Source organism: Bacillus sp. LL01 (genome assembly GCF_001037965.1).
In genome coordinates this window covers 323,234-344,805 of record NZ_LFEL01000001.1, presented here as the reverse complement: position 1 = coordinate 344,805, position 21,572 = coordinate 323,234, and the positions used below count along the sequence as shown (strand labels likewise).

The window sequence follows — 21,572 nt, the reverse complement described above, 5'->3', positions numbered from 1 at the left end:
GTTATATTAATAAAGCGAAAGGTGGGGCAGCCATGATTCTTCATGATACGGAAACATTGTCTGTATCAGAGATGAGAAGCCTACAATCTATTAGGTTGAAATATACTGTTCACAAGGTTTTTAATAATGTGCCTTTCTACAAACAAAAGCTTGAGAACAGTAGCATCACTCCTTCCGAAATTCAAACGATCCAAGACATTCGAAAGCTTCCATTCACCACAAAAAGAGAGTTGCGGGACAACTATCCATTCGGGCTTTTTGCCATTCCCAGAAATCAAATAACAAGACTTCATGCTTCTTCGGGAACTAGCGGGAAGCCTACGGTCGTTGCCTATTCCAAACAAGATATCGACATGTGGAGTGACATAGCTGCACGTGCCATCGCGATGGCAGGAGGAAGAAGTGGAGACATTCTTCATAATGCATATGGATACGGGCTTTTTACAGGCGGCCTGGGATTGCATTATGGAAGTGAAAGATTGGGAATGATGACGGTTCCTGTGTCCGGTGGGAATACGGAAAGGCAAATACAGCTAATCCAAGATTTTCAACCGACTGTAATTTGTGGGACACCTTCTTATGTTCTTAATATCGCTGATAAGATGATTGATTTAGGAATGGATCCGAAACAAACCTCATTACAATTCGGAATCTTTGGGGCAGAACCGTGGTCCGAGGAAATGAGGAAAACCTTAGAAGAAAGATTTGCGCTGAAAGCATGCGATATCTACGGCTTAAGTGAAGTAATCGGACCGGGGGTAGCGATGGAATGCCATGAGGCACAGGATGGACTGCATGTTGCGGAGGATCATTTCTTCGTTGAAGTTATTGATCCGGATACCTTGGAAGGCCTACAGGATGGGGAAGTGGGAGAACTTGTGTTCACTAGCCTTTCAAAGGAAGCCATGCCTATTATCCGTTACAGGACAGGCGATATCGCCTCCATCAGAAGAGAAAAATGTGTTTGCGGCAGGACGACAACGAAAATGTCCCGTGTAAAGGGTAGAGTAGATGACATGCTGATCATCAGGGGAGTGAATATCTTTCCATCGGAAATTGAGCATACATTGCTGCAAATCAAAGATGTATCCCCTCATTACCAGATTTTTGTTTCCCGTGAGAAAAGCTTAGATATGGTGGTAGTGCAGGTTGAAATGCAAGAGAATGCGTTTCTACAAACAGATAGGAATGAAAGAGCGAATAGATTAAAAGCTATCGCAAAAGAAGTTGAATATGAACTGAAATCAAAATGCTATATCAGTGTAAAGGCAAACATAGTGGAGCCAAGGACAATCCCACGCTCAGAAGGAAAAGCTATCCGTATTATTGATAAAAGAATGTCCCTATCTCAATAATTCAGAACTTTCAGAGTTGATAAACGTATAACATTATTATATAATTACGTTAAATAAACGTTATAGAAATAGGAGGCGGCGAAAATGACCAACTCATTATCGTTTGACCGCTTGACGGAAGAAGAGAAACATGAGCATTTCATGCAGCGTATCCAGGCAGGGGAAAAGATCGAGGCGGATGACTGGATGCCGGAAGAATACCGCAAAACCTTGATCAAATTGATATCAATGCATGCAATCAGCGAAATAATGGGAGCGCTTCCAGAAAAGGAATGGGTACCGAAAGCTCCTACTTTAAAAAGAAAGCTTGGCATAATGGCTAAGGTCCAGGATGAAATGGGGCATGGTCAACTGCTGTTAAGAGTAGCGGAGGATCTGATGGAACCTTATGGAAAATCTAGAGAAGAAATCATGCAAGATTTGTTTTCAGGAGATTTGAAGTTTCATAATGTTTTTCACATGGAAGCACCAACTTGGGGTGATGCGGGTCTTATAGGCTGGCTTGTCGACGGAGCTGCCATCATTTCTCAAACCAATATGCTTGACGCGTCATATGGCCCATATGCAAGAGCTCTCAAACGTATCTGTGCAGAAGAAGTCTTTCATGCACAGCATGGAGAAGCGATCATCATGGCACTTGCAGAAGGAACAGAAGAACAAAGAGCTATGATTCAAGATTCTATCAACCGCTGGTGGGAGGCATTATTGATGTTCTTCGGTCCAGCTGATGCATCCACTACAGGTACTACCAAGCAGGATATCACCATGAAGTACAACATCAGGACAAAAAGTAATGAAGAGCTGCGCCAGGATTTTTTTACAAAATATATTCCGCGTGTCCTCTCACTTGGGCTTACATTGCCTGACGAAACGATGCACTTTAATGAGGAAGAGCAGATATGGATTTACAAGCAGCCTGATTGGAGCTATTTCAAGGAGATCATCAAGAATAACGGACCAAAATCAAAGGACCGTTTGCGCTTAAGAGTAATTGCACATGAAAATAATGCATGGGTTCGTGAAGCGTTAAGCTCCGAAACAACAGCAGGTTGAGAGAGGAGCTTAACGGATGAGTACAAAAGGTTTTTATAAAGAGTTTGAAGTGTTCAGTAAAAGAACCCACACCTCCCCTATTCAATATCAGTTCAGCCTCCTTGCACCAAATCAGGAGATCGCGCTTGTGATGGCACAGGAAAATTTCATGCGCCGCGAACCTGCTGTGGATATTTGGGTGGTACAACGAGCGAATATCCGAAAAATGACGCAGGAAGAGCGCGTATCGTTGCAGAGAATTGATAACAAAGATTATCGCAACACAAAAGGCTATGGGTATTTGAAGAAAAAATGGCGTCATTATGAGCAGGGCATGCTTGATGAACAGGAAATCATGTCATGGGGAGGGAAGAAAAAGTAATGAATATAGCATCAGTTGAGGAAGCAAAAAAAGATAAATCCTACTATAAGGCCCTTACGGCATTATTGTATCAACTTGCAGATGATGACTTCATCATTGCCTATAGAGGCTCGGAATGGCTTGGCCTTGCTCCCCACATCGAGGAGGATGTTGCCTTTTCTTCCATTAACCAGGACACAATGGGGCATGCCGCCATGTACTATCAATTGCTCGAGGATCTTGGCGAAGGGGATATGGATGCTTTGGCACATGCAAGAAAAGCGGAAGACCGTGTTAATGCGATTCTTCTAGAAAAAGTGAACGGCTCCGGTACCTATCTTACTGAACCGAAATATGACTGGGCTTATACGGTGGTCAGGCATTACTTTTACACCCAGGCAAAGAAAATCAAAGTGGAATCATTGAAATATTCCTCCTATGAACCTTTGAAGCATGTAGCGGTAAAGGTGAATATGGAGCTCTACTATCATCTATTGCATTGGAGAACATGGTTCAGACAATTATGCACAGCTAACGGTGATGCCAAAAGCAGGATGAAAGCTGCCATTGAGAGGGTTTTAGTAGAATTCGATGGTGTTCTAGCCTTGGGTCCGAGTGGAGACCTAATTACACAATATAGTTTAATAGAAACGGAAAGTGAATTGCGTCAGCGCTTTGTCGCTGAGATGACAACCATGTTCGAAAAAGTGGATATGATTTTTCCCGCAAAAATGGGGATGAAAAGCGGCAATGGAAGAAATGGTGAGCATACCAAGGACTTGGAGGATGCCCTGCTAACACTCGGTGAAGTTTATAGCAGTAACCCAGCAGCAGTTTGGTAACAGTCATTCACTATTTAGCCAAACATAAAGGAATGATGACAACATGCAGGAAGAAACGAAAATCATGAAGGTTTGGGAGGCTTTACATCATGTAAAGGATCCAGAAATAGATTCTGTCAGTGTCGTGGACCTTGGAATGGTGGAAACGATTGATCTATACGACCAGGAACTTACCATCAAGATGTTACCTACATTCATGGGGTGCCCTGCTCTTGAGATCATCAAAAAAAATGTGGAAAACGAGATTGATAGCTTGTCATTATTCAAGAAGGTGGTGGTTCAATTCATCTACCAGCCTCCTTGGACTTCAGATCGCATTACTGCGGAAGGCAGAATGAACCTGAAGGAATTCGGGATTGCCCCACCGCCTGAGCTTGATGAATCAGGAGAATGGCATGTGGATTGTCCTTATTGTGGCTCTACCTACACTACGCTTGACAATATTTTTGGACCAACTGCCTGCAGAAGCATTCTCTACTGCAAAGGGTGCAAGAATCCATTTGAAGCGATGAAACCTATTTCTACGATGATGTAAGCACCAATGCCTTTAGAGTAAAACTCTTGGGCAATTACATAAAAAGCTTTGAGTAACCTAGCTGTAGATTGGAGCCTAGTGCCAAGATCAACAGCGGTGTACAACAGAGCCTATAAAAAAGGAGAGATTTTGAATGGTAAAATTAATCGCACTTTACAAGCATCCGGAAAATAACGAGTCATTCGATCAGCACTATTTTGACACGCATGCACCTATTACAGCTAAGATCCCTGGTCTACGTAAGATGGAAGTAACAAAAGTTGTAGGAAGTCCAATGGGTGGGGAAGGCAAGTACTATCTGATGTGCGAAATGTATTATGACAACCACGACGCATTGAAGCAAGCAATGAGAACAGATGAAGCAAAAGCATCTGGAAAGGATTTAATGAGCTTTGCCGGCGATCTGGTTACCCTGATGATTGGTGAAGAAGTGAATGAGTAAATCGTACGAATTTATTGAAGTTTCAATAGAAAATTCAATTGGTATCGTTAAGCTGAATCGACCAAAAGTGTTGAATGCGATCAACAGACCAATGGTATCCGAAATTGTAACTGTGATAGAAGAATTTGATCGTAATGACGCTGTGAAAGTTATCGTCTTGGCTGGAAATGGACGCGCCTTTGCAGCAGGAGCAGATATCGATGAAATGGCTGAAGCTACTGCTATAGAACTGGAACTCTTGAATCAATTCACCGAATGGGACCGCCTAGCGTGGGTGAAGAAACCGATTGTCGGTGCTGTTCAAGGCTTTGCCCTTGGTGGTGGATTTGAACTCGCCCTGTGCTGCGATATCCTTTTCGCAGCACATGATGCCGAGTTCGGTTTTCCTGAGATCAGTCTTGGGGTCATGCCTGGAGCAGGAGGAACCCAGAGGTTGACAAAGCTGATGGGGAAATCAAAAGCGATGGAGTGGCTGCTCACCGGGGATAGAATGAGTGCAAAGGAAGCATTGCATTACGGCGTGATCAACCGAGTCATCGCCCAAGAGCTATTAATGGAAGAAACAATGAAATTTGCCCATAAAATTGGAAAGCAACCGCCTCTTTCCCTTCGATTAATCAAAGAATCCGTCCATAAAGCGGTAGATTATTCCTTGTATGAAGGAATGCAATATGAAAGAAAGAATTTCTATCTTTTATTTGCATCCAATGATCAAAAAGAAGGCATGCGCGCTTTCAAAGAAAAACGCAAGCCTAAATTCGAAGGGGAATAAGGAGGTGCAGTCCATTGTTTGAAACAATCAGATATGAGCAAGAGAACCAGGTAGCATGGATCATCATGAACCGCCCCGATAAATTGAATGCGTTTACAGAACAAATGAATCGGGAGATTACGAAAGCCCTAAAGCAGGCAAGTGCGGACGGGGATGTAAGAGCCATTGTCATCACAGGCGAAGGCAGAGCGTTCTCTTCGGGCCAGGACCTTGCGGAAGTGGATGAAAATATGGATCATGGCGAAGTATTGCGTACAAGATACGGACCGATGATGAAACAGCTTGCCCGGTGTGAAAAACCTGTAATTGCAGCCGTGAATGGCGTTGCGGCAGGAGCTGGATTCAGCCTTGCGTTGGCATGCGATTTCAGGATTGTCTCCGAGAAAGCAAGCTTTGTTCAGGCATTCATACATGTAGGTTTGATTCCTGACTCCGGAAATCTTTATTATCTTCCTAAGCTAGTAGGCAACGCCAAGGCATTGGAACTGGCTGTTTTCGGTGAAAAAATCAAAGCCCAAGAGGCAATGGAATTAGGGCTTGTAACAAAAGTGGTACCTGTGGATAGCTGGCAAGAGGAAGTGCAGGCTTTTTCCTACAGACTAGCCAATATGCCTACACAGGCAATAGGACTTATCAAGCGCTCCATACAAGCAAGCTGGAACCTCACGTACGACGAGTATCTCGAGCAGGAAGCATACGGACAACGGATTGCCGGGCTGTCCAACGACCATAAAGAAGGAGTAACCTCCTTTATCGAAAAGAGAAGACCGGCTTTCAAAGGTAAATGACCTGCTACACATTTATATAGGATTGACAAATTTAAAGGAGATGAACTTATGGCTACAGTAAAAGATCAAAAAATGGAACAACTAGAAATGAAACGTGATTCCTACCAACTTATCATCAACGGTCAACGTATGGAAGGTTCAAACGGAGAAACCTTCACTACTTACAACCCTGCAACAGGAGAAGCTGTTGCAACCATTGCAAAAGCCTCCAAAGAAGATGCTGAAAAAGCCGTCCAAGCGGCACGTCTAGCATTTGACAAAGGGAAGTGGAAACTGTTTCCGTTAAATAAACGTGCAAGAACGTTAAATAAAATCGCCTCCATTATGCGCTCCCGTTTTAACGAATTGGTAGAATTGGAGATTCTGGATACAGGAAAATCCCTGTCCGCCGCACAAGGTCAGGTCATGCAAGCCATTGAAGACTTCGAATTCTATGCCGGTGCCATTGTGGGGCACCGCGGATCTGTAAATAACGTCCCTGGCCAGTTCCATAACTTCACTGAAAAAGAGCCGGTTGGAGTTTGTGCACAGATCATCCCTTGGAATTATCCTTTGATGATGGCTGCCTGGAAGATTGCTCCGGCCATCGCAGTTGGCTGCTCGGTTGTCGTAAAGCCTGCGACACTAACTCCACTTACTGCTATTGTTTTAGGTGAAATCTGTGTGGAAGCTGGAGTGCCTGAAGGGGTTGTCAATATCATCCCTGGTGCAGGTTCCGAGGTTGGTAACTACCTTGTCGAACATCCGAATGTAGACAAAGTGGCTTTCACGGGATCCACCCCAATCGGAAAAGACATTATGGAAAAAGCGTCTCAAACATTGAAGCGTGTAACTTTGGAGCTTGGAGGAAAATCTCCTAATCTTGTGTTTGAAGATGCAGACATAGATGCAGCGGTAGATGGATCCCTATTTGGAATCTTCTATAATACTGGACAATCTTGTGAAGCGCGTTCCCGACTTTATGTTCACGAAAACATCTATGACACATTCATGGAAAAGTTTGTAGAGAAAGCGAAGAAGCTGTCTCTTGGTGATCCTTTTGCTAAAGAAACCCATATTGGTGCCATCATCAACCAAGGCCAATTAGATGTCATTGATGGTTATGTTCAATCTGCAAAAGAAGAAGGAGCGGATATTGTTCTTGGAGGCAAGGTTGCGAAGGTGGAAGGTTACGAAAATGGTTTCTGGTATGAGCCTACTATCATCACTGGCGTAACACATGAAATGAAAGTAGTGAAAGAGGAAATTTTCGGACCGGTAGTGGTCGTAATGCCATTCAGCGATGAAAAAGAAGCAGTGAAGCTTGCAAATGATAGTGAATATGGGCTAGGCTCTGCAATCTGGACGAAAGATCATGGTCGCGCAACACGTGTAGCCAAACAGATTCAAGCTGGAATCGTGATGGTGAACTGCCCATTCTCTGCATTCCCTGGAACACCATTTGGAGGATACAAACAATCCGGATTTGGGCGTGAGCTATGCATTGAAACACTGGACCTTTACACAGAAACAAAAAGTATCATTTCCTACTTTGGAAATCGCCCATTGAATCCGTTCGGCATCTAAATGCAATAAACATCAAGTACGGAGCAAAGGGGCTTGTCCTCTTTGCTTTTTTCAAAAAATAAGCAAGTATTTAATTCTGTTGATTTCCGTTTCAGGCGCTTCGCTTGCCTGCGGGCGGTCCGTGAGCCTCCTCACAACGCTTCAGGGGTCTCACCTGTCCCTTCCTCCCGCGGGCGTCTGCGCGCCTTCCACTCCAATCGACAAGATGTCTTCATTCAACTAAGGGTTTAGGAAGGGGCATCCATCTTAGTTAACTGAAAAAGAAATAACGTTTCGATCACGTAAATTCTAGCTGTGGATTGGAGCAAATGGCGAAGACTCCAGCGGGGGAGTAGCGACAATTTTGAGACCCCGCAGTGAAACGAGGAGGCTCAAGGTCGCCCCGCGGAAAGCGCAGACATTTGTGGAAAGGAACAGCGGTGATTAACCAAACAACTAAAGTTTTTTAGTTTTAAAAGGACCGGGCGGTTTTTGCCCGGTTTTTATTGGCACGATAAAGGAGGAGAAAAAACATGGAGAAAGTGGTTGTCATCGGCTCTGGAGTAATGGGACGGGGTATTGCTTATGTTAGTGCACTCGGAGGATTCCATACAACACTTATTGATGTGAAGGAAGAACAGCTTGCAGGTGCCAGGAGTGAAATAGAAACGATTCTTTCAAAAGGGGTGGAAAGAGGAAAATTATCCGACCATCAATCTGAGCAGTTCAGGGAATACCTTCATTACTCTACAGACCTAGAGCAAGCTGCTAAGTTTGCCGATCTTATCATAGAAGCTGTACCGGAAAATATGGACATCAAAAAATCCGTTTTCGAAAAGATAGACAGGTTTGCGCCTGCCAATTGTTATTTCGCTTCCAATACCTCTACAATGAGTCCGACAGAAATAGGAAGCTTTACATCACGACCAGATAAAGTGATTGCGATGCATTTTTTTAATCCTGTACATAAAATGAAGCTGGTTGAAATTGTCCGTGGTCTGGAAACAAGTGACGAAACAGCCGACTTTATTCGGCATGCAGCTGAAAAAATGGGGAAAGAGACAGTTGTTGTGAATGAATTCCCTGGATTTGTTACGAGTAGGATCAGTGCATTGGTCGGAAATGAAGCATTCTATATGCTTCAAGAGGGTGTTGGTACACCTGAAGAAATCGATAAGGCGATCAAGCTTGGACTTAATTATCCTATGGGTCCGTTTGAGCTTGGGGACTTGGTAGGTTTGGATACTCGTCTCAATAATTTAAAATACTTGCATGAGAAACTCGGTGAAAAGTATCGGCCCGCACCACTTCTTGAAAAATACGTAAAAGCAGGAAGATTAGGAAGAAAAAGCGGCAAAGGGGTCTATGACTACCAAAATTACAACTAGAGAGGTGTTAATGATGAATGAAGTAGTGATAGTGGATGCTTGTCGAACACCGATTGGGAGATACAAGGGTGCTCTTAAAACTGTCCGCCCGGATGATCTGGGAGCTATCGTGATTAAGGCGCTAGTTGAGAGGAATCCATCTGTGCCAATTGGAGAAATTGAAGAAGTAGTATTCGGTAATGCCAACCAGGCTGGAGAGGATAATCGGAATGTTGCGAGGATGAGTGCGTTATTGGCAGGACTGCCAGTAGAAGTTGCAGGTACCACCATTAACCGATTATGCGGTTCTGGCTTAGATGCAGTCAACTATGCTGCGCGTGCCATTATGGTTGGAGAAGGGGACATTTTCATTGCTGGAGGAACTGAAAGTATGACCCGTGCACCCTTTGTCATGGGAAAACCTGAGATGGACTACCCCCGTGGGAACATGGAACTGATGGATACGACCATTGGATGGAGGTTTACAAACAATAAGCTTGAAAAAATGCACGGTGTGGATACGATGCCGCAAACAGCAGAAAATGTGGCCAAAGAATTTTCTGTCTCAAGAGAAGACCAAGATCTCTTTGCTTACGAAAGCCAGCAAAAAGCCAAAATAGCCATGGAATCTGACCGTTTCAAAGAAGAACTTGTTCCTGTTTCTATTATGGACAGAAAAGGGAATGAAACGATAGTGGACAAGGATGAGCACCCTAGGCCTGAGACCACTTTGGAGAAGCTGGGCAAATTGCGCCCTATATTCGGTGAAGGAACGGTAACGGCAGGTAATGCATCTGGAGTCAATGACGGAGCATCCGCGCTTTTATTGATGAGTGCTGACAAAGCGAAAGAGCTCGGATTGAGACCCCTTGCCAGGTATGTTACATCTGCAGCAGCCGGTCTAACTCCGTCCATCATGGGAATCGGCCCTATCTATGCCACTAGAAAAGCATTAGCTCGTGCAGGTTTAACGGTGGAGGACATAGATCTTGTGGAACTGAATGAAGCATTTGCATCACAATCTTTGGAGTGCATCCGCCAATTGGACCTCGACACAGGCATAGTCAATGTCAATGGTGGTGCCATCGCGTTTGGCCATCCTCTTGGTGCAAGTGGGGCGAGGATTCTTACGACACTTGTTCATGAAATGGCAAAGCGTAAGTCACGATATGGGCTGGCCACGATGTGTGTAGGTGTCGGGCAAGGTATTGCCACCATCGTGGAGAGAATAGAAGAATCATAGAGAGCAGTTGGCTCTATGGTTTTTTGTGCTATATAAAATGGGATTACTAGGTTTTAGGTTTTCACCTTTTCTATAACGCGTTACTCTGTTAAAATGAAATTAGTGTAATATAGCAATTATATTTGTGGTAGAAAGAGGATGCGGGGCATGAATACAAGATCAATGATTTTTACTTTATATGGTGACTATGTAAGACATTATGGCAATAAAATTTGGATTGGAAGTTTGATCAAGCTTCTAAATGAATTTGGCCATAATGACCAAGCGGTGCGTGCAGCGATTTCAAGAATGAACAAACAGGGCTGGGTTCAGGCTGAGAAAAAAGGAAACAAAAGTTATTACTTTTTAACAGATCGCGGAATCAAAAGGATTGATGAGGCGGCTAAACGTATATTTAAACTGAAAACTGATAGCTGGGATGGAAAATGGCGCATGCTGATGTACACCATACCGGAAGAAATAAGGAGTGTCAGGGACGAGCTGCGAAAAGAGCTGATCTGGAGTGGATTTGGCACGTTATCTAACAGTTGCTGGATTTCCCCCAACTCATTGGAGAAGCAAGTACAGGATCTTATAATCAAATATGAAATAGAAGATTATGTAGATTTTTTTATTTCGGAATATCATGGCCCATATGCAAACGAACGTCTCGTCATGAAAAGCTGGGACTTGGAAGAGATAAATGGAAAGTACCAGCAATTCATACAGGAGTATAGCCAGAAATATATCATTGCCAAAAACAAGATTGGCAAAGGGCAGATGTCTGATGCAGAGTGTTTCGTCGAGCGGACCAAGCTGGTACATGAGTACAGAAAGTTTCTGTTCGTCGATCCAGGGTTACCAGAAGAGCTTCTACCAGAAATGTGGCTTGGAAGTCATGCTGCAGCACTTTTCAGCGAATATTATAAGGAATTGGCGGAACCCGCTTCACGCTTTTTTGAAGGGGTATTTGAAGATGGAAATGAATTGGAGCTAAAGGATAAGAAATATGATGTGATGAATCATCCTTTTATTATGGAGTGAGGATTAAAGAAGGGCATTTCCGCTTGGAGGTGCTTTTTGCGCTACATTTGTTTACATAATATTATTATGATAAATATACAGGGATGAAGAGTTCTGTTTGAAAATAAAAAACCGGGCTACAAATCCCGGTTTTACCAATCATTTATCTCCCAGTTCCTTCTGATAGTCTTTCCCTTTTTGGACATATGTATCAATGGAAAGCTGGATCAGCTCCAAATCCTTGTCATTTAACTCACGGATCACTTTACCTGGAGATCCAACTACAAGGGAGCGTGGAGGTATTTTTTTACCAGATGGAATTAATGTGTTCGCTCCTATAATACTTTCTTCACCTATTTCAGCACCGTCTAGAATTGTTGAGCCCATTCCCACGATACATCTTTTCCTTACGGTACAACCATGCAGAATAGCAGTATGTCCCACGGTCACCTCATCTTCAATTACCAATGGAAACCCTTCGTACAAATGTGCGGTAACATTATCCTGGATGCTGCATCTTTTTCCAACAGTGATAGGGCCTTCATCTCCCCTTAAAACCGCATTGAACCAGACAGTCGATTCTACGCCGATGGTAACATCCCCGATTATACGAGCACCTGGTGCTACAAAAACAGAGCTATCAAGTTTTGGAGATTTCCCTCCATATGGATAGATCATTTTATTCTCACGCCCCTAATATATATTGTCTAAATATTAAAATTAGTATAACATTATTTTCACGAGGGGTGAAATATTAGATGAATAGGTTAATAGAGTCTTTAAATATAAACCTTCCTATCATCCAGGGAGGAATGGGGAATATTAGTAACGCTCCATTAACAGCTGCAGTGTCCAATGCAGGTGGCCTTGGTACGATAGGGGCAGGAACGATGAAGCCGGAAGAAGTGGAAGGCATCATTAGGCAAACGAAAGCACTGACGGAAAAACCTTTCGCAGTAAATGTTGCGTTATCGGTTTCCCCATATACAAAAGAATTACTTGCTCTAATCATTAAACATAAGATACCTGTTGTATCACTTTCTGCAGGAAACCCTGCTCCGTTCATTCCGAAACTGAAAGAACACGGGATAAAAGTGATTTGTGTGGTCGCTTCCCCAAAACAGGCAATCAAGGCTGAAAATGCTGGGGCAGATATTATTGTGGCAGAAGGATATGAAGCTGCCGGAATCAATTCCAACCTCGAAACCACCACACTTACATTGATTCCTCAAATAGCAGAAGCTGTTTCTGTCCCAATTGCAGCTGCAGGCGGTATCGGTAACGGCAAAGGGCTTGCAGCTGCACTGGCTCTCGGCGCATCAGGTGTTCAAATGGGGACAAGGTTGATCGCAACAAAGGAAGCTCCGTTCCATCAACATTACAAAAACACCATTTTAGCAGCCGATGATCAAGGTACTGTCATTGTTGGAAGAACAGTCGGAAGAGTGAGAAGGGTACTCCGCACACCTTATGCAGATCAATTACTGCAAAAGGAACAGGAAGGCGTTACACTCGAAGAATTTAACAATCTGACTACTGAAAATCACCATATAAAAGGTGCAGTAGACGGAGATTTGGAAAAAGGATTCATTAATGGCGGTCAAGTTTCGAGTGTCATTTCAACGATTCCGAGTGTCCATGAATTATTCGAACAGATGATGAACGATGCAAAGCAACAGCTACAAAAGTCTATAGGTTTATTATAATATGCTGAATCCTCTATTTGCCTTTTTGTAAAAGTAGAAACCTTGTTGATTGGAGTGGAAGGCGCGCAGACTCCTGCGGGAGGAAGGGACATGGAAGACCCCGCAGGCCTGCCGAGGAGGCTTCCGGACCGCCCGCGGAAAGCGAAGCGCCTGAAACGGAAATCAACAACGTAAATGATGAAACAATTGCATAAGAGTTTGTAAACAGTCAGGAAACCTCTAACTTACACGAGAGGTTTCTTTTTTATTTTCAAAAAGAAAAAGGGTTTTGAATAGAAATGGCGTATTTATTTTACAATAATAAATTTATTTTAAATTTTTCGAATATATTGACACTATCAATTTCCGGGTGGTAATATAACGTTGAAAAAACGAATCTCTGAATTCACATCATAGATATACATATCTTGTAAACGGTTTCAAAAGCTTACATATTTTTATGTAGCTTATAAACATATATAAGGGGGATAAGGTATGAAAAAGTTCAAGATGAAATCCATTTTGGCAAGTGTGGCATGTGCTGCCTTGTTGGTAGGTTGTAGTTCAGATGCGACAAGTGGGGATGGAAAGGATCAAGTAGTGATTGGGGTAACACAGATTGCAGAACATCCTTCTTTGGATGCTGCGTTTGAAGGGTTTAAAAAAGCCCTTGAAGATAATGGCTACAAAGAAGGAGAAAATGTCAAATATGATGTTCAGAATGCACAAGGGGATCCGAACAACAACAAGCCGATAGCCGACAAATTTGTTGCAGATGAAGTGGACTTAATTTTTGCGAACTCCACTCCAAGTGCGCAAAGTGCATTGCAGGCGACAAAGGATATTCCTATCATCTTTACATCTGTTACAGATCCAGTTGGAGCAGAGTTGGTGGAATCCTTTGAAAAACCAGGGGAAAACATTACAGGAACATCTGATACACACCCTGACGCAATTGCAACTACAATCAATTTCATAGTAGATGAGCTTGGTGCGAAAAACATCGGTGTTATCTATAATACTGGGGAACAGAATTCAGTTGTTCAGGTGGAAACTGTAAAAAGTCTGGTAGAAGAAAAAGGAGCCTCCCTAGTCGAAGCATCAGTGTCAACATCTGCAGAGGTTCAACAGGCTGCTGAATCTTTGATAGGTAGAGTGGATGCAATCTATATGCCTACTGATAACACGGTTGTTTCTGCATTACAATCACTTGTAACTGTGGCAACAAATGAAAAGATTCCTTTATTTGCAGGAGATCTTGATTCCATGGAAGCTGGGGCAGTTGCTGCAAGTGGATTCAATTATTATGACCTTGGTTACGAGACAGGTTTGATGGCAGTTCAGGTGTTGAAAGGGGAAAAGAAACCATCTGAGATTCCGGTATCCTACCCTCAAAATCTGAAATTGACGATTAACACGAATGCGGCCGAAGCTCAAGGGTTAGAAATGAAGGACGCTTGGAGTGAAATAGCTGATTTCTATGATGAAAAATAAAGTAAAGTACAACAAGGAGATGATTCTGACGTGATAACAGCAATTTTTGGTTCAGTCGAATTGGGAATCATCTACGCAATCATGGCCCTGGGGGTATATCTTTCCTTTAGGGTCCTTGATTTTCCTGATTTGACGGTGGATGGAAGCTTTGTAACAGGTGCAGCAGTAGCTGCAACGATGATTGTAAGTGGTTATAGTCCCGTTACAGCCACATTGGTGGCTATGTTCGCCGGTTTCATTGCAGGCTGTATAACTGGGTCGTTACATACTTTTGGAAAAATTAATCCGTTGTTATCTGGTATTTTGATGATGATCGCTTTGTATTCCATCAATTTACGAATCATGGGCAGATCGAACGTGCCTCTGATGAACAGTGATACATTCTTTACAAATATCCGCTCCTGGTGGAATGATATGGGCATTGACCCGTTTTTAAATAATATCTTTTCATCCATTGGATTAGGCGCTTTTGTTCCACGGACTTGGGCTATTATTATTATCATGCTTATTGTCACTTTTGTAATCAAAATTTTGACGGACCTTTTCCTGAAAACTGAAATTGGATTGGCAATCAGGGCTACGGGGGACAATAAGCGGATGATTCGTAGTCTGTCCGCAAATACAAGCGGACTTGTCATACTTGGCTTAGGGATTTCCAATGCCATGGTTGCATTTTCAGGTGCGTTGATAGCCCAGCACGGCGGTTATGCGGATGTTGGAATGGGGATCGGGATGATCATCATTGGATTGGCTTCTGTCATTATCGGGGAGGCTATCTTCGGCACAAAGACGATTGCATGGACCACCTTTGCCGTTATCGGTGGAGCCATTATATACAGAATTGTTGTCACATTGGCATTAAGGGTTGATTTTCTGGAAACAGGCGATTTGAAAGCCATTACTGCGACTATTGTAATTTTGGCGTTGATCACTCCTAGATTCATTGAAGGCTATAAAGAGAGAAAAAGGAAAAAGCAGAAGATGTTAAAGCTTCATTCTCTTGGTACAGCGAATGGAAAGGGGGAGCAGCGTGCTACACTTAACTCAGATTAATAAGGTATTCAATGAAGGCACCTTGGATGAAAAGAACGCATTGGATACTATCAATCTTTCATTGGAAAAAGGTGATTTTGTCACAATCATAGGCAGTAACGGTGCGGGGAAGTCCACGTTAATGAATATGATTTCAGGAGTCCTTACCCCGGATACCGGAAAAGTCGAAATTGATGGCCGTAATGTCACATATTTGGCGGAACACCGACGAGCCAGATATATCGGAAGAGTATTCCAAGATCCCATGGCAGGGACGGCACCGACTATGACAATTGAAGAGAATCTGGCAATGGCGTTTTCCCGAAACAAAAATCGCACCTTGAAGATTGGTGTAACCAAAAATAGAAAAACGTACTTCAAAGAGGTTCTGGAAACACTACACCTTGGTTTGGAGAACAGGTTAAGTGCTAAAGTGGGACTGCTCTCAGGTGGAGAAAGGCAAGCCCTCTCCCTCTTAATGGCTACATTCACAGAACCCGATATCCTCTTGTTGGATGAGCATACTGCAGCACTAGATCCATCCAGGGCAGAGCTTATAACAAAAATCACAAAAGAGATTGTGGCAGATAAAGGTTTGACCACTCTCATGGTGACGCACAACATGCAACAGGCACTCGATCTTGGGAATAGGTTGATTATGATGGACAAAGGACAAATCATTCTTGAAGTGGAGGAAGAGGAAAAGAAAACTCTTACCATCGAACGACTATTGTCCGAATTCCAACGAATCCGCGGCCAACAGATGACAAATGACAGAGCACTGCTAAGCTAAATTTATTAATAAAGAGTTACATTGATGTATATGTAGAAACCTAGTTGATCGTAGTGGAAGGCGCGCAGACTCCCGCGGGAGGAAGGGACAGGTGAGACCCCGCAGATGAAGTCGAGGAGGCTCACGGACCGCCCGCAGGAAAGCGAAGCGCCTGAAAAGGAGATCAACCGTTAAACGCATATTCTAAGATAATAAAGTAGTTTGTCTTCCTCCTAAGAGTAAAAGAGTAAAATGGATTTATCCGTTCTACTCTTTTTTTCATCCACTCCTTTATTTCCTCACACGTTTTTAATTGACTATTTATAAAATTTCTACAATTTATTGACTGTTTATTTAACGGAATGTTATTATAGCGTTAAATAAACGTTATACGTTTGAGGTGAAAAGGGATGAATTCGGATTTGACTGTCGGTGCAAAGCATTCCATTCAGATTACTGTTACAAAAGATATGTTTGCTCAGTTTGAAGGGAAACTAGTTCATCCTGTCTATTCCACAGCGACGATGGTTTACCACATGGAATGGGTTTCAAGGCAAATGATTTTAGGGATTCTTGCTGAAGAGGAAGAAGGTATGGGTACAGAAGTGAAAGTGAAACATTTGGCACCGGCAACAGAGGGAACCATCTTGACACTTGAAGCAACTGTGATTTCGCGTAAAAAGAATTTCATCACTACGAAAGTGCAAGCATTCTCTCAAGACAGAGTTGTTGGAGAAGGGGAAGTGACACAAGTCATTTTGCCGAAAAGTAAAATCGAATCAATGATAGGTAACAAGAATAATAGATAAAAAGGGTGGTTCTTTTGACAAATATGAAAACGCTTACTTCTGAAGTTGGGGGAATGGAAATGTTCGATAAGATTCAACAACATCAACAAGTAGTTTTTTGTAATGATCCGGATACAGGGTTAAAGGCCATTATCGCCATACATAATACAACATTGGGGCCAGCCCTTGGTGGATGCCGGATGCAGCCTTATCAATCGGTGGATGCCGCACTTTATGATGTTCTGCGTCTGTCCAAAGGTATGACATATAAATGCGCAGCAGCGGATGTGGATTTCGGTGGAGGTAAAGCGGTTATCATCGGCGACCCGAGTAAAGACAAAACACCAGAGCTATTCCGCGCCTTCGGACAATTTGTAGAATCCCTGAATGGTAGGTTCTACACCGGAACCGATATGGGAACATCACCCGAGGATTTTGTTCATGCATTAAAAGAAACGAACTGTATTGTCGGCGTGGATGAAGTTTATGGCGGAAGTGGGGATTCCTCCGTTCCAACAGCACAAGGGGTCATATACGGAATTGAAGCAACAAACCTTACACTGTGGGGCTCAAAGAACCTATATGGCAAAAGTTATGCGATACAAGGTCTTGGGAAGGTTGGGGCAAAAGTGGCGGAGCAATTGATGCATGCTGGAGCAGACATCTATGTGTCCGATATTAATGAATTCGCCATCAACCAGCTTGTAGCCAAAGCCAAGGAAATTGGTGCTGGCATTAAAGTGGTAGGCGGGGATGAAATCTACTCTGTAGATGCCGATGTATTTGTACCTTGTGCCCTTGGTGGAATCGTCAACGACCAGACAGTGGAGCAGCTAAAGGTGAAAGCGGTGGTAGGTTCAGCCAACAACCAGCTGATAGAGAATCATCATTGTGCCATGCTCCAGGAAAAAGGAATCCTTTATGCGCCTGACTACATCGTCAACGCAGGTGGACTGATTCAAGTGGCAGATGAGCTTTATGAACCAAATAAAGAGCGCGTATTACGCAAAACGATGGCCATCTATAATTCTTTGATGGATGTATATAAGGAAGCGGACAAAATGAATATCACCACAGTGGAAGCGGCCAATAACTTCTGTGAGCAGAGACTTGTGGACAGAAGCAGAAGAAACAGCTTCTTCACCCACTCCAAACGACCAAAATGGTCGGTACGAGTTTAATAGAGGAGGAAATAAGTTGAAAGAACAATTTCCTATCATTCAAATAATCGATAATCAAGGGAATATCCTCGATGCAACATATGAAGAAAGAATCACAGAAGAGCTGTCACAGTCCATGTACAGGCATTTACTCAGAATTCGCACCTTTGACAAAAAATGCATAAGCCTCCAGCGTCAGGGCCGGATCGGTACCTACGCACCATATGAAGGGCAGGAGGCATCCCAAGTCGGTAGTGCGTTGGCTCTTCAGGAGGAGGATTGGCTATTTCCGTCCTATCGGGACCACGGGGCAACCATGACATTTGGTCATTCACTTCGCAACATTCTCCTCTTTTGGAATGGAAGAAATGAAGGCTGTGTCCCAGCTAATGGAAGAAAGGTGTTCCCACCTGGGATCCCTATTGCAACACAACTTCCGCATGCAGTTGGGGCTGCATATGCCGAAAAAAGGAAAGGCACCAAGAATGCCAGCATAGTCTATTTCGGCGATGGGGCAACCTCCGAAGGGGATTTCCATGAAGGATTAAATTTTGCGAGCGTTCTGAAAGCACCTGTTGTGTTTTTCAACCAGAATAACCATTTTGCCATTTCAGTACCATTGTCCAAGCAGATGAATACGGAAACAATCGCACAAAAAGCGCTGGCCTATGACATGAGGAGTATGCGAATAGATGGAAATGACATTTTCGCCGTCTATTTCCAAACGTTGGAAGCGTTGGATCAAGCAAGAAACGGGGAAGGGCCTACTTTAATTGAAGCGGTGACATGGAGATACGGAGCACATACAACCGCTGATGATCCCACAAAATACCGCGATCAATCAGAAAGTGAAAAGAGAAGAGAAAGCGACCCGATTCTCCGACTTGAGCGAGTGATGAAAAATAAAGGTTGGTTCAAGGAAGACATGAAAGAATCGCTCATGATGGAACTTTCCAAAGAAGTTGATGAAGCCATTGAAGAGATGGAAAGCTTCCCTAAGGCAGACCCTGCAGATATGTTTGATTACGTATTTGAAAAACCGACATGGGGAATTGAGCAACAGAAAAAAGAACTTCTTCAATTGATAAGAGGTGAAGCTTAATGGAAACGGCACTTAAAACGAAAACACTAACCATGGTTCAGGCAATTACAGATGGACTCGATACGATGCTTCAAGAGGACGAAAATGTCCTGCTCATGGGAGAAGACATTGGTGTAAACGGCGGTGTATTCCGTGCAACAGAAGGTCTTCAATCGAAATTTGGTGAGGAGCGAGTGCTCGATACCCCATTAAGTGAAGCCGGTTTTATCGGAGCGGCCATCGGCATGGCGATAAATGGCTTCCGTCCGGTGACAGAGATTCAATTCCTTGGCTTCATCTATCCTGCCTATGAACAAATCATGACCCATGCCTCGAGAATCAGGGCAAGAACGATGGGTCACTTTACCGTCCCAATGGTCATCCGTGCGCCATATGGAGCAGGAGTGAGGGCGCCGGAGATACATTCTGATAGTACAGAGGCTATTTTCACCCATATGCCGGGTATCAAGGTGGTTTGCCCATCCAACCCTTATGATGCAAAAGGGTTGCTGATTGCGTCGATAGAAGATCCTGATCCGGTACTCTTCTTGGAGCCAATGCGTTGTTATCGTTCTGTCAGAGAGGAAGTGCCAGAAGGGAAATACACCGTTGAAATCGGAAAAGGAAAGCTATGCAGGGAAGGGGAAGATGTCACAATCATTGCTTGGGGAGCGATGGTTCCGGTAGCACTTCAGTCTGCAAAAGAATTGGAGGCAAAAAGTATTAGTTGTGAAGTGATCGACCTAAGAAGCCTCTATCCGATCGACAAAGATATTATTGCAGAATCTGTACAGAAAACAGGCAGAACAATCATCGTCCATGAAGCACATGCAGCGACAAGTGTTAGTGGTGATGTGCTCGCCATCATCAATGAAACATCCTTCTTATATCAAAAGGCACCGGTTGAGCGGGTGACAGGATTCGATGTTCCCGTTCCGTATTTCGGATTTGAGGATTATTATCTTCCTACCAAAGAGAGGGTAATAGCAGCAGTGAATAAAGTGATGAAGTTCTAGGAGGTGGAGATATGATCGAGGTGAAACTTCATGATATTGGCGAGGGGATGACACAAGCTGATGTGTTAGCATTCTTTGTTAAGCAGGGTGATACAGTCAAACCTGATGAGCCATTGGTTGAAGTACAGACGGATAAAATGACAGCAGAAATACCTGCCCCATTTGCAGGAGTCATAAAAGAAATAAAAGTCGAGGTTGGGCAGACCATCCCTGTTGGCACCACCCTATTTATACTAGAAGCAGATTCTGATCTCAAAGCCTCTATTAAAGAGGTGGCCCCAACTACCGATTCCGATTCGAAACCTGAGTCAGATTCATCTGGAGAGTTCCATCTACCATCCAGGGCCAAGTCATTCCGAATTATGGCAGCACCCTATACAAGGAAAATTGCCAGGGATGCCGGGGTGGACATTGAACAGATAGAAGGGACCGGACCTGCTGGAAGGATAACAGATGAAGATGTATATAGATTCCTAGATGCCAAAACTAAGCCTTCCATTGAAAAAGTACAGGAAGTCCAACCAGAAAGACAGACGGTAAAACAAGCTGCGCCTGAAAAGGAACATGTGACAACCATCCCATTCAGAGGCCGGAGAAAGCAAATAGGTAAAAAAATGTCACAGTCACTCCTGACCATTCCCCATTGTACTCACTTTGAAGAGGTGGATGTGACACATATTATCGAGCTTAGAGAGGTTTGGAAAAAAAGCAATCAATACATTTCCGCAACTGCATTGTTCATTAAAGCCCTCTCTATCGCTCTAAAGGATTTTCCAATCTTCAACGCCAGATTAAATGAAGAGGAAGAAACCATAGAGCTGATTAAAGAGCATCATATCGGTATTGCCACAGACACAGAAGATGGTCTAATTGTTCCTGTCATCCGTAACGTAGAGGGGAAATCATTAAAAGAAATCCATGAGAGTCTAAAGGATTTAACCAAAAAAGCTCAGGAAAATAAGCTCTCGATGAAGGAAATGACAGGTGGCAGTTTTACCATCAGTAATGTCGGGCCACTTGGAGGAAGCATTGGAGCGACACCAATCATCAATCAGCCGGAAGTGGGCTTGATTTCATTCCATAAGACAAAAAAGCGTCCGGTTGTAAATGAACAGGAAGAGATCGTCATCCGCTCCATAATGAACATTTCCATGTCCTTTGATCACCGTGTGGCAGATGGGGCTACAGCTGTGGCATTCACAAATAGGCTGACTCAACTTCTAGAAGAACCAAAATTATTGATGCTGGAGCTGGTTTAAA

General features: G+C 43.4%; 22 protein-coding genes. 21 read left to right on the top strand and 1 reads right to left on the bottom strand.

What is annotated here, in order from left to right; genetic code table 11:
- The first annotated feature begins 32 nt into the window (after positions 1 to 32).
- The 12 genes from AB685_RS01700 to paaX all read left to right on the top strand — a co-directional run bounded on the left by AB685_RS01700 (position 33) and on the right by paaX (position 11,305).
- Positions 33 to 1,355, top strand: coding sequence for a phenylacetate--CoA ligase (locus AB685_RS01700; protein ID WP_047968820.1), 1,323 nt, complete (start codon positions 33 to 35; stop codon positions 1,353 to 1,355).
- Positions 1,356 to 1,439: 84 nt separating this feature from the next.
- Positions 1,440 to 2,408, top strand: a complete 969-nt coding sequence (paaA, locus tag AB685_RS01695; RefSeq protein WP_047968819.1) for a 1,2-phenylacetyl-CoA epoxidase subunit PaaA — start codon at positions 1,440 to 1,442, stop codon at positions 2,406 to 2,408.
- A 16-nt stretch (positions 2,409 to 2,424) separates the two neighbouring features.
- Positions 2,425 to 2,769: a 1,2-phenylacetyl-CoA epoxidase subunit PaaB gene (gene paaB / locus AB685_RS01690; protein WP_047968818.1), complete on the top strand. Its 345-nt coding sequence runs from the start codon at positions 2,425 to 2,427 to the stop codon at positions 2,767 to 2,769.
- Complete coding sequence (paaC, locus tag AB685_RS01685; RefSeq protein ID WP_047969682.1) at positions 2,769 to 3,590, top strand: 1,2-phenylacetyl-CoA epoxidase subunit PaaC; 822 nt, start codon at positions 2,769 to 2,771, stop codon at positions 3,588 to 3,590. The genes paaB and paaC overlap by 1 nt, the downstream gene beginning before the upstream one ends.
- A 43-nt stretch (positions 3,591 to 3,633) precedes the next feature.
- Positions 3,634 to 4,125: a 1,2-phenylacetyl-CoA epoxidase subunit PaaD gene (gene paaD / locus AB685_RS01680; protein ID WP_047968817.1), complete on the top strand. Its 492-nt coding sequence runs from the start codon at positions 3,634 to 3,636 to the stop codon at positions 4,123 to 4,125.
- A gap of 133 nt (positions 4,126 to 4,258) precedes the next feature.
- The gene (locus tag AB685_RS01675; RefSeq protein WP_047968816.1) at positions 4,259 to 4,567 is read left to right on the top strand and encodes an EthD family reductase; all 309 of its coding nucleotides are present in this window, start codon (positions 4,259 to 4,261) and stop codon (positions 4,565 to 4,567) included.
- Positions 4,560 to 5,339: an enoyl-CoA hydratase-related protein gene (locus AB685_RS01670; protein WP_047968815.1), complete on the top strand. Its 780-nt coding sequence runs from the start codon at positions 4,560 to 4,562 to the stop codon at positions 5,337 to 5,339. The genes AB685_RS01675 and AB685_RS01670 overlap by 8 nt, the downstream gene beginning before the upstream one ends.
- A 14-nt stretch (positions 5,340 to 5,353) precedes the next feature.
- Positions 5,354 to 6,127, top strand: a complete 774-nt coding sequence (locus AB685_RS01665; protein ID WP_047968814.1) for an enoyl-CoA hydratase-related protein — start codon at positions 5,354 to 5,356, stop codon at positions 6,125 to 6,127.
- A 48-nt stretch (positions 6,128 to 6,175) separates the two neighbouring features.
- Complete coding sequence (locus tag AB685_RS01660; RefSeq protein ID WP_047968813.1) at positions 6,176 to 7,693, top strand: aldehyde dehydrogenase family protein; 1,518 nt, start codon at positions 6,176 to 6,178, stop codon at positions 7,691 to 7,693.
- A gap of 512 nt (positions 7,694 to 8,205) precedes the next feature.
- Positions 8,206 to 9,060: a 3-hydroxyacyl-CoA dehydrogenase gene (locus AB685_RS01655; RefSeq protein ID WP_047968812.1), complete on the top strand. Its 855-nt coding sequence runs from the start codon at positions 8,206 to 8,208 to the stop codon at positions 9,058 to 9,060.
- A 13-nt stretch (positions 9,061 to 9,073) separates the two neighbouring features.
- Entirely contained in the window at positions 9,074 to 10,282 is a 1,209-nt protein-coding gene (locus AB685_RS01650) for an acetyl-CoA C-acyltransferase (protein ID WP_047968811.1), read from the top strand.
- A gap of 147 nt (positions 10,283 to 10,429) precedes the next feature.
- Entirely contained in the window at positions 10,430 to 11,305 is an 876-nt protein-coding gene (gene paaX, locus AB685_RS01645) for a phenylacetic acid degradation operon negative regulatory protein PaaX (RefSeq protein ID WP_047968810.1), read from the top strand.
- A 138-nt stretch (positions 11,306 to 11,443) separates the two neighbouring features.
- Here the strand turns inward: paaX and AB685_RS01640 are convergent, their stop codons facing one another.
- On the bottom strand, positions 11,444 to 11,962 hold the full coding sequence (locus tag AB685_RS01640; protein WP_047968809.1) for a gamma carbonic anhydrase family protein: 519 nt from the start codon (positions 11,960 to 11,962) through the stop codon (positions 11,444 to 11,446).
- 80 nt (positions 11,963 to 12,042) lie between these two features.
- On the opposite strand from AB685_RS01640, the gene AB685_RS01635 reads away from it, so the two are divergent.
- The 9 genes from AB685_RS01635 (at position 12,043) to AB685_RS01595 (ending at position 21,571) form a co-directional block, all read left to right on the top strand.
- Positions 12,043 to 12,990: a nitronate monooxygenase gene (locus AB685_RS01635; RefSeq protein ID WP_047968808.1), complete on the top strand. Its 948-nt coding sequence runs from the start codon at positions 12,043 to 12,045 to the stop codon at positions 12,988 to 12,990.
- A 474-nt stretch (positions 12,991 to 13,464) separates the two neighbouring features.
- Positions 13,465 to 14,463, top strand: coding sequence for an ABC transporter substrate-binding protein (locus AB685_RS01630; RefSeq protein ID WP_047968807.1), 999 nt, complete (start codon positions 13,465 to 13,467; stop codon positions 14,461 to 14,463).
- 30 nt (positions 14,464 to 14,493) lie between these two features.
- Positions 14,494 to 15,516 carry an ABC transporter permease gene (locus AB685_RS01625; protein ID WP_047968806.1) on the top strand — a complete coding sequence of 341 codons (1,023 nt, stop codon included), beginning with the start codon at positions 14,494 to 14,496 and terminating at the stop codon, positions 15,514 to 15,516.
- Entirely contained in the window at positions 15,494 to 16,288 is a 795-nt protein-coding gene (locus AB685_RS01620) for an ABC transporter ATP-binding protein (RefSeq protein ID WP_047968805.1), read from the top strand. The genes AB685_RS01625 and AB685_RS01620 overlap by 23 nt, the downstream gene beginning before the upstream one ends.
- Before the next feature lie 389 nt (positions 16,289 to 16,677).
- On the top strand, positions 16,678 to 17,076 hold the full coding sequence (locus AB685_RS01615; protein WP_047968804.1) for a hotdog domain-containing protein: 399 nt from the start codon (positions 16,678 to 16,680) through the stop codon (positions 17,074 to 17,076).
- A 23-nt stretch (positions 17,077 to 17,099) separates the two neighbouring features.
- Complete coding sequence (locus AB685_RS01610) at positions 17,100 to 18,236, top strand: Glu/Leu/Phe/Val dehydrogenase (protein WP_047969681.1); 1,137 nt, start codon at positions 17,100 to 17,102, stop codon at positions 18,234 to 18,236.
- Positions 18,237 to 18,252: 16 nt separating this feature from the next.
- Positions 18,253 to 19,317, top strand: coding sequence for a pyruvate dehydrogenase (acetyl-transferring) E1 component subunit alpha (gene pdhA / locus AB685_RS01605; protein ID WP_047968803.1), 1,065 nt, complete (start codon positions 18,253 to 18,255; stop codon positions 19,315 to 19,317).
- The gene (locus tag AB685_RS01600) at positions 19,317 to 20,312 is read left to right on the top strand and encodes an alpha-ketoacid dehydrogenase subunit beta (protein WP_047968802.1); all 996 of its coding nucleotides are present in this window, start codon (positions 19,317 to 19,319) and stop codon (positions 20,310 to 20,312) included. Before pdhA ends, AB685_RS01600 begins: the two co-directional genes overlap by 1 nt.
- A gap of 11 nt (positions 20,313 to 20,323) precedes the next feature.
- Positions 20,324 to 21,571: a dihydrolipoamide acetyltransferase family protein gene (locus tag AB685_RS01595; RefSeq protein ID WP_198530437.1), complete on the top strand. Its 1,248-nt coding sequence runs from the start codon at positions 20,324 to 20,326 to the stop codon at positions 21,569 to 21,571.
- Position 21,572: the final 1 nt, after the last annotated feature.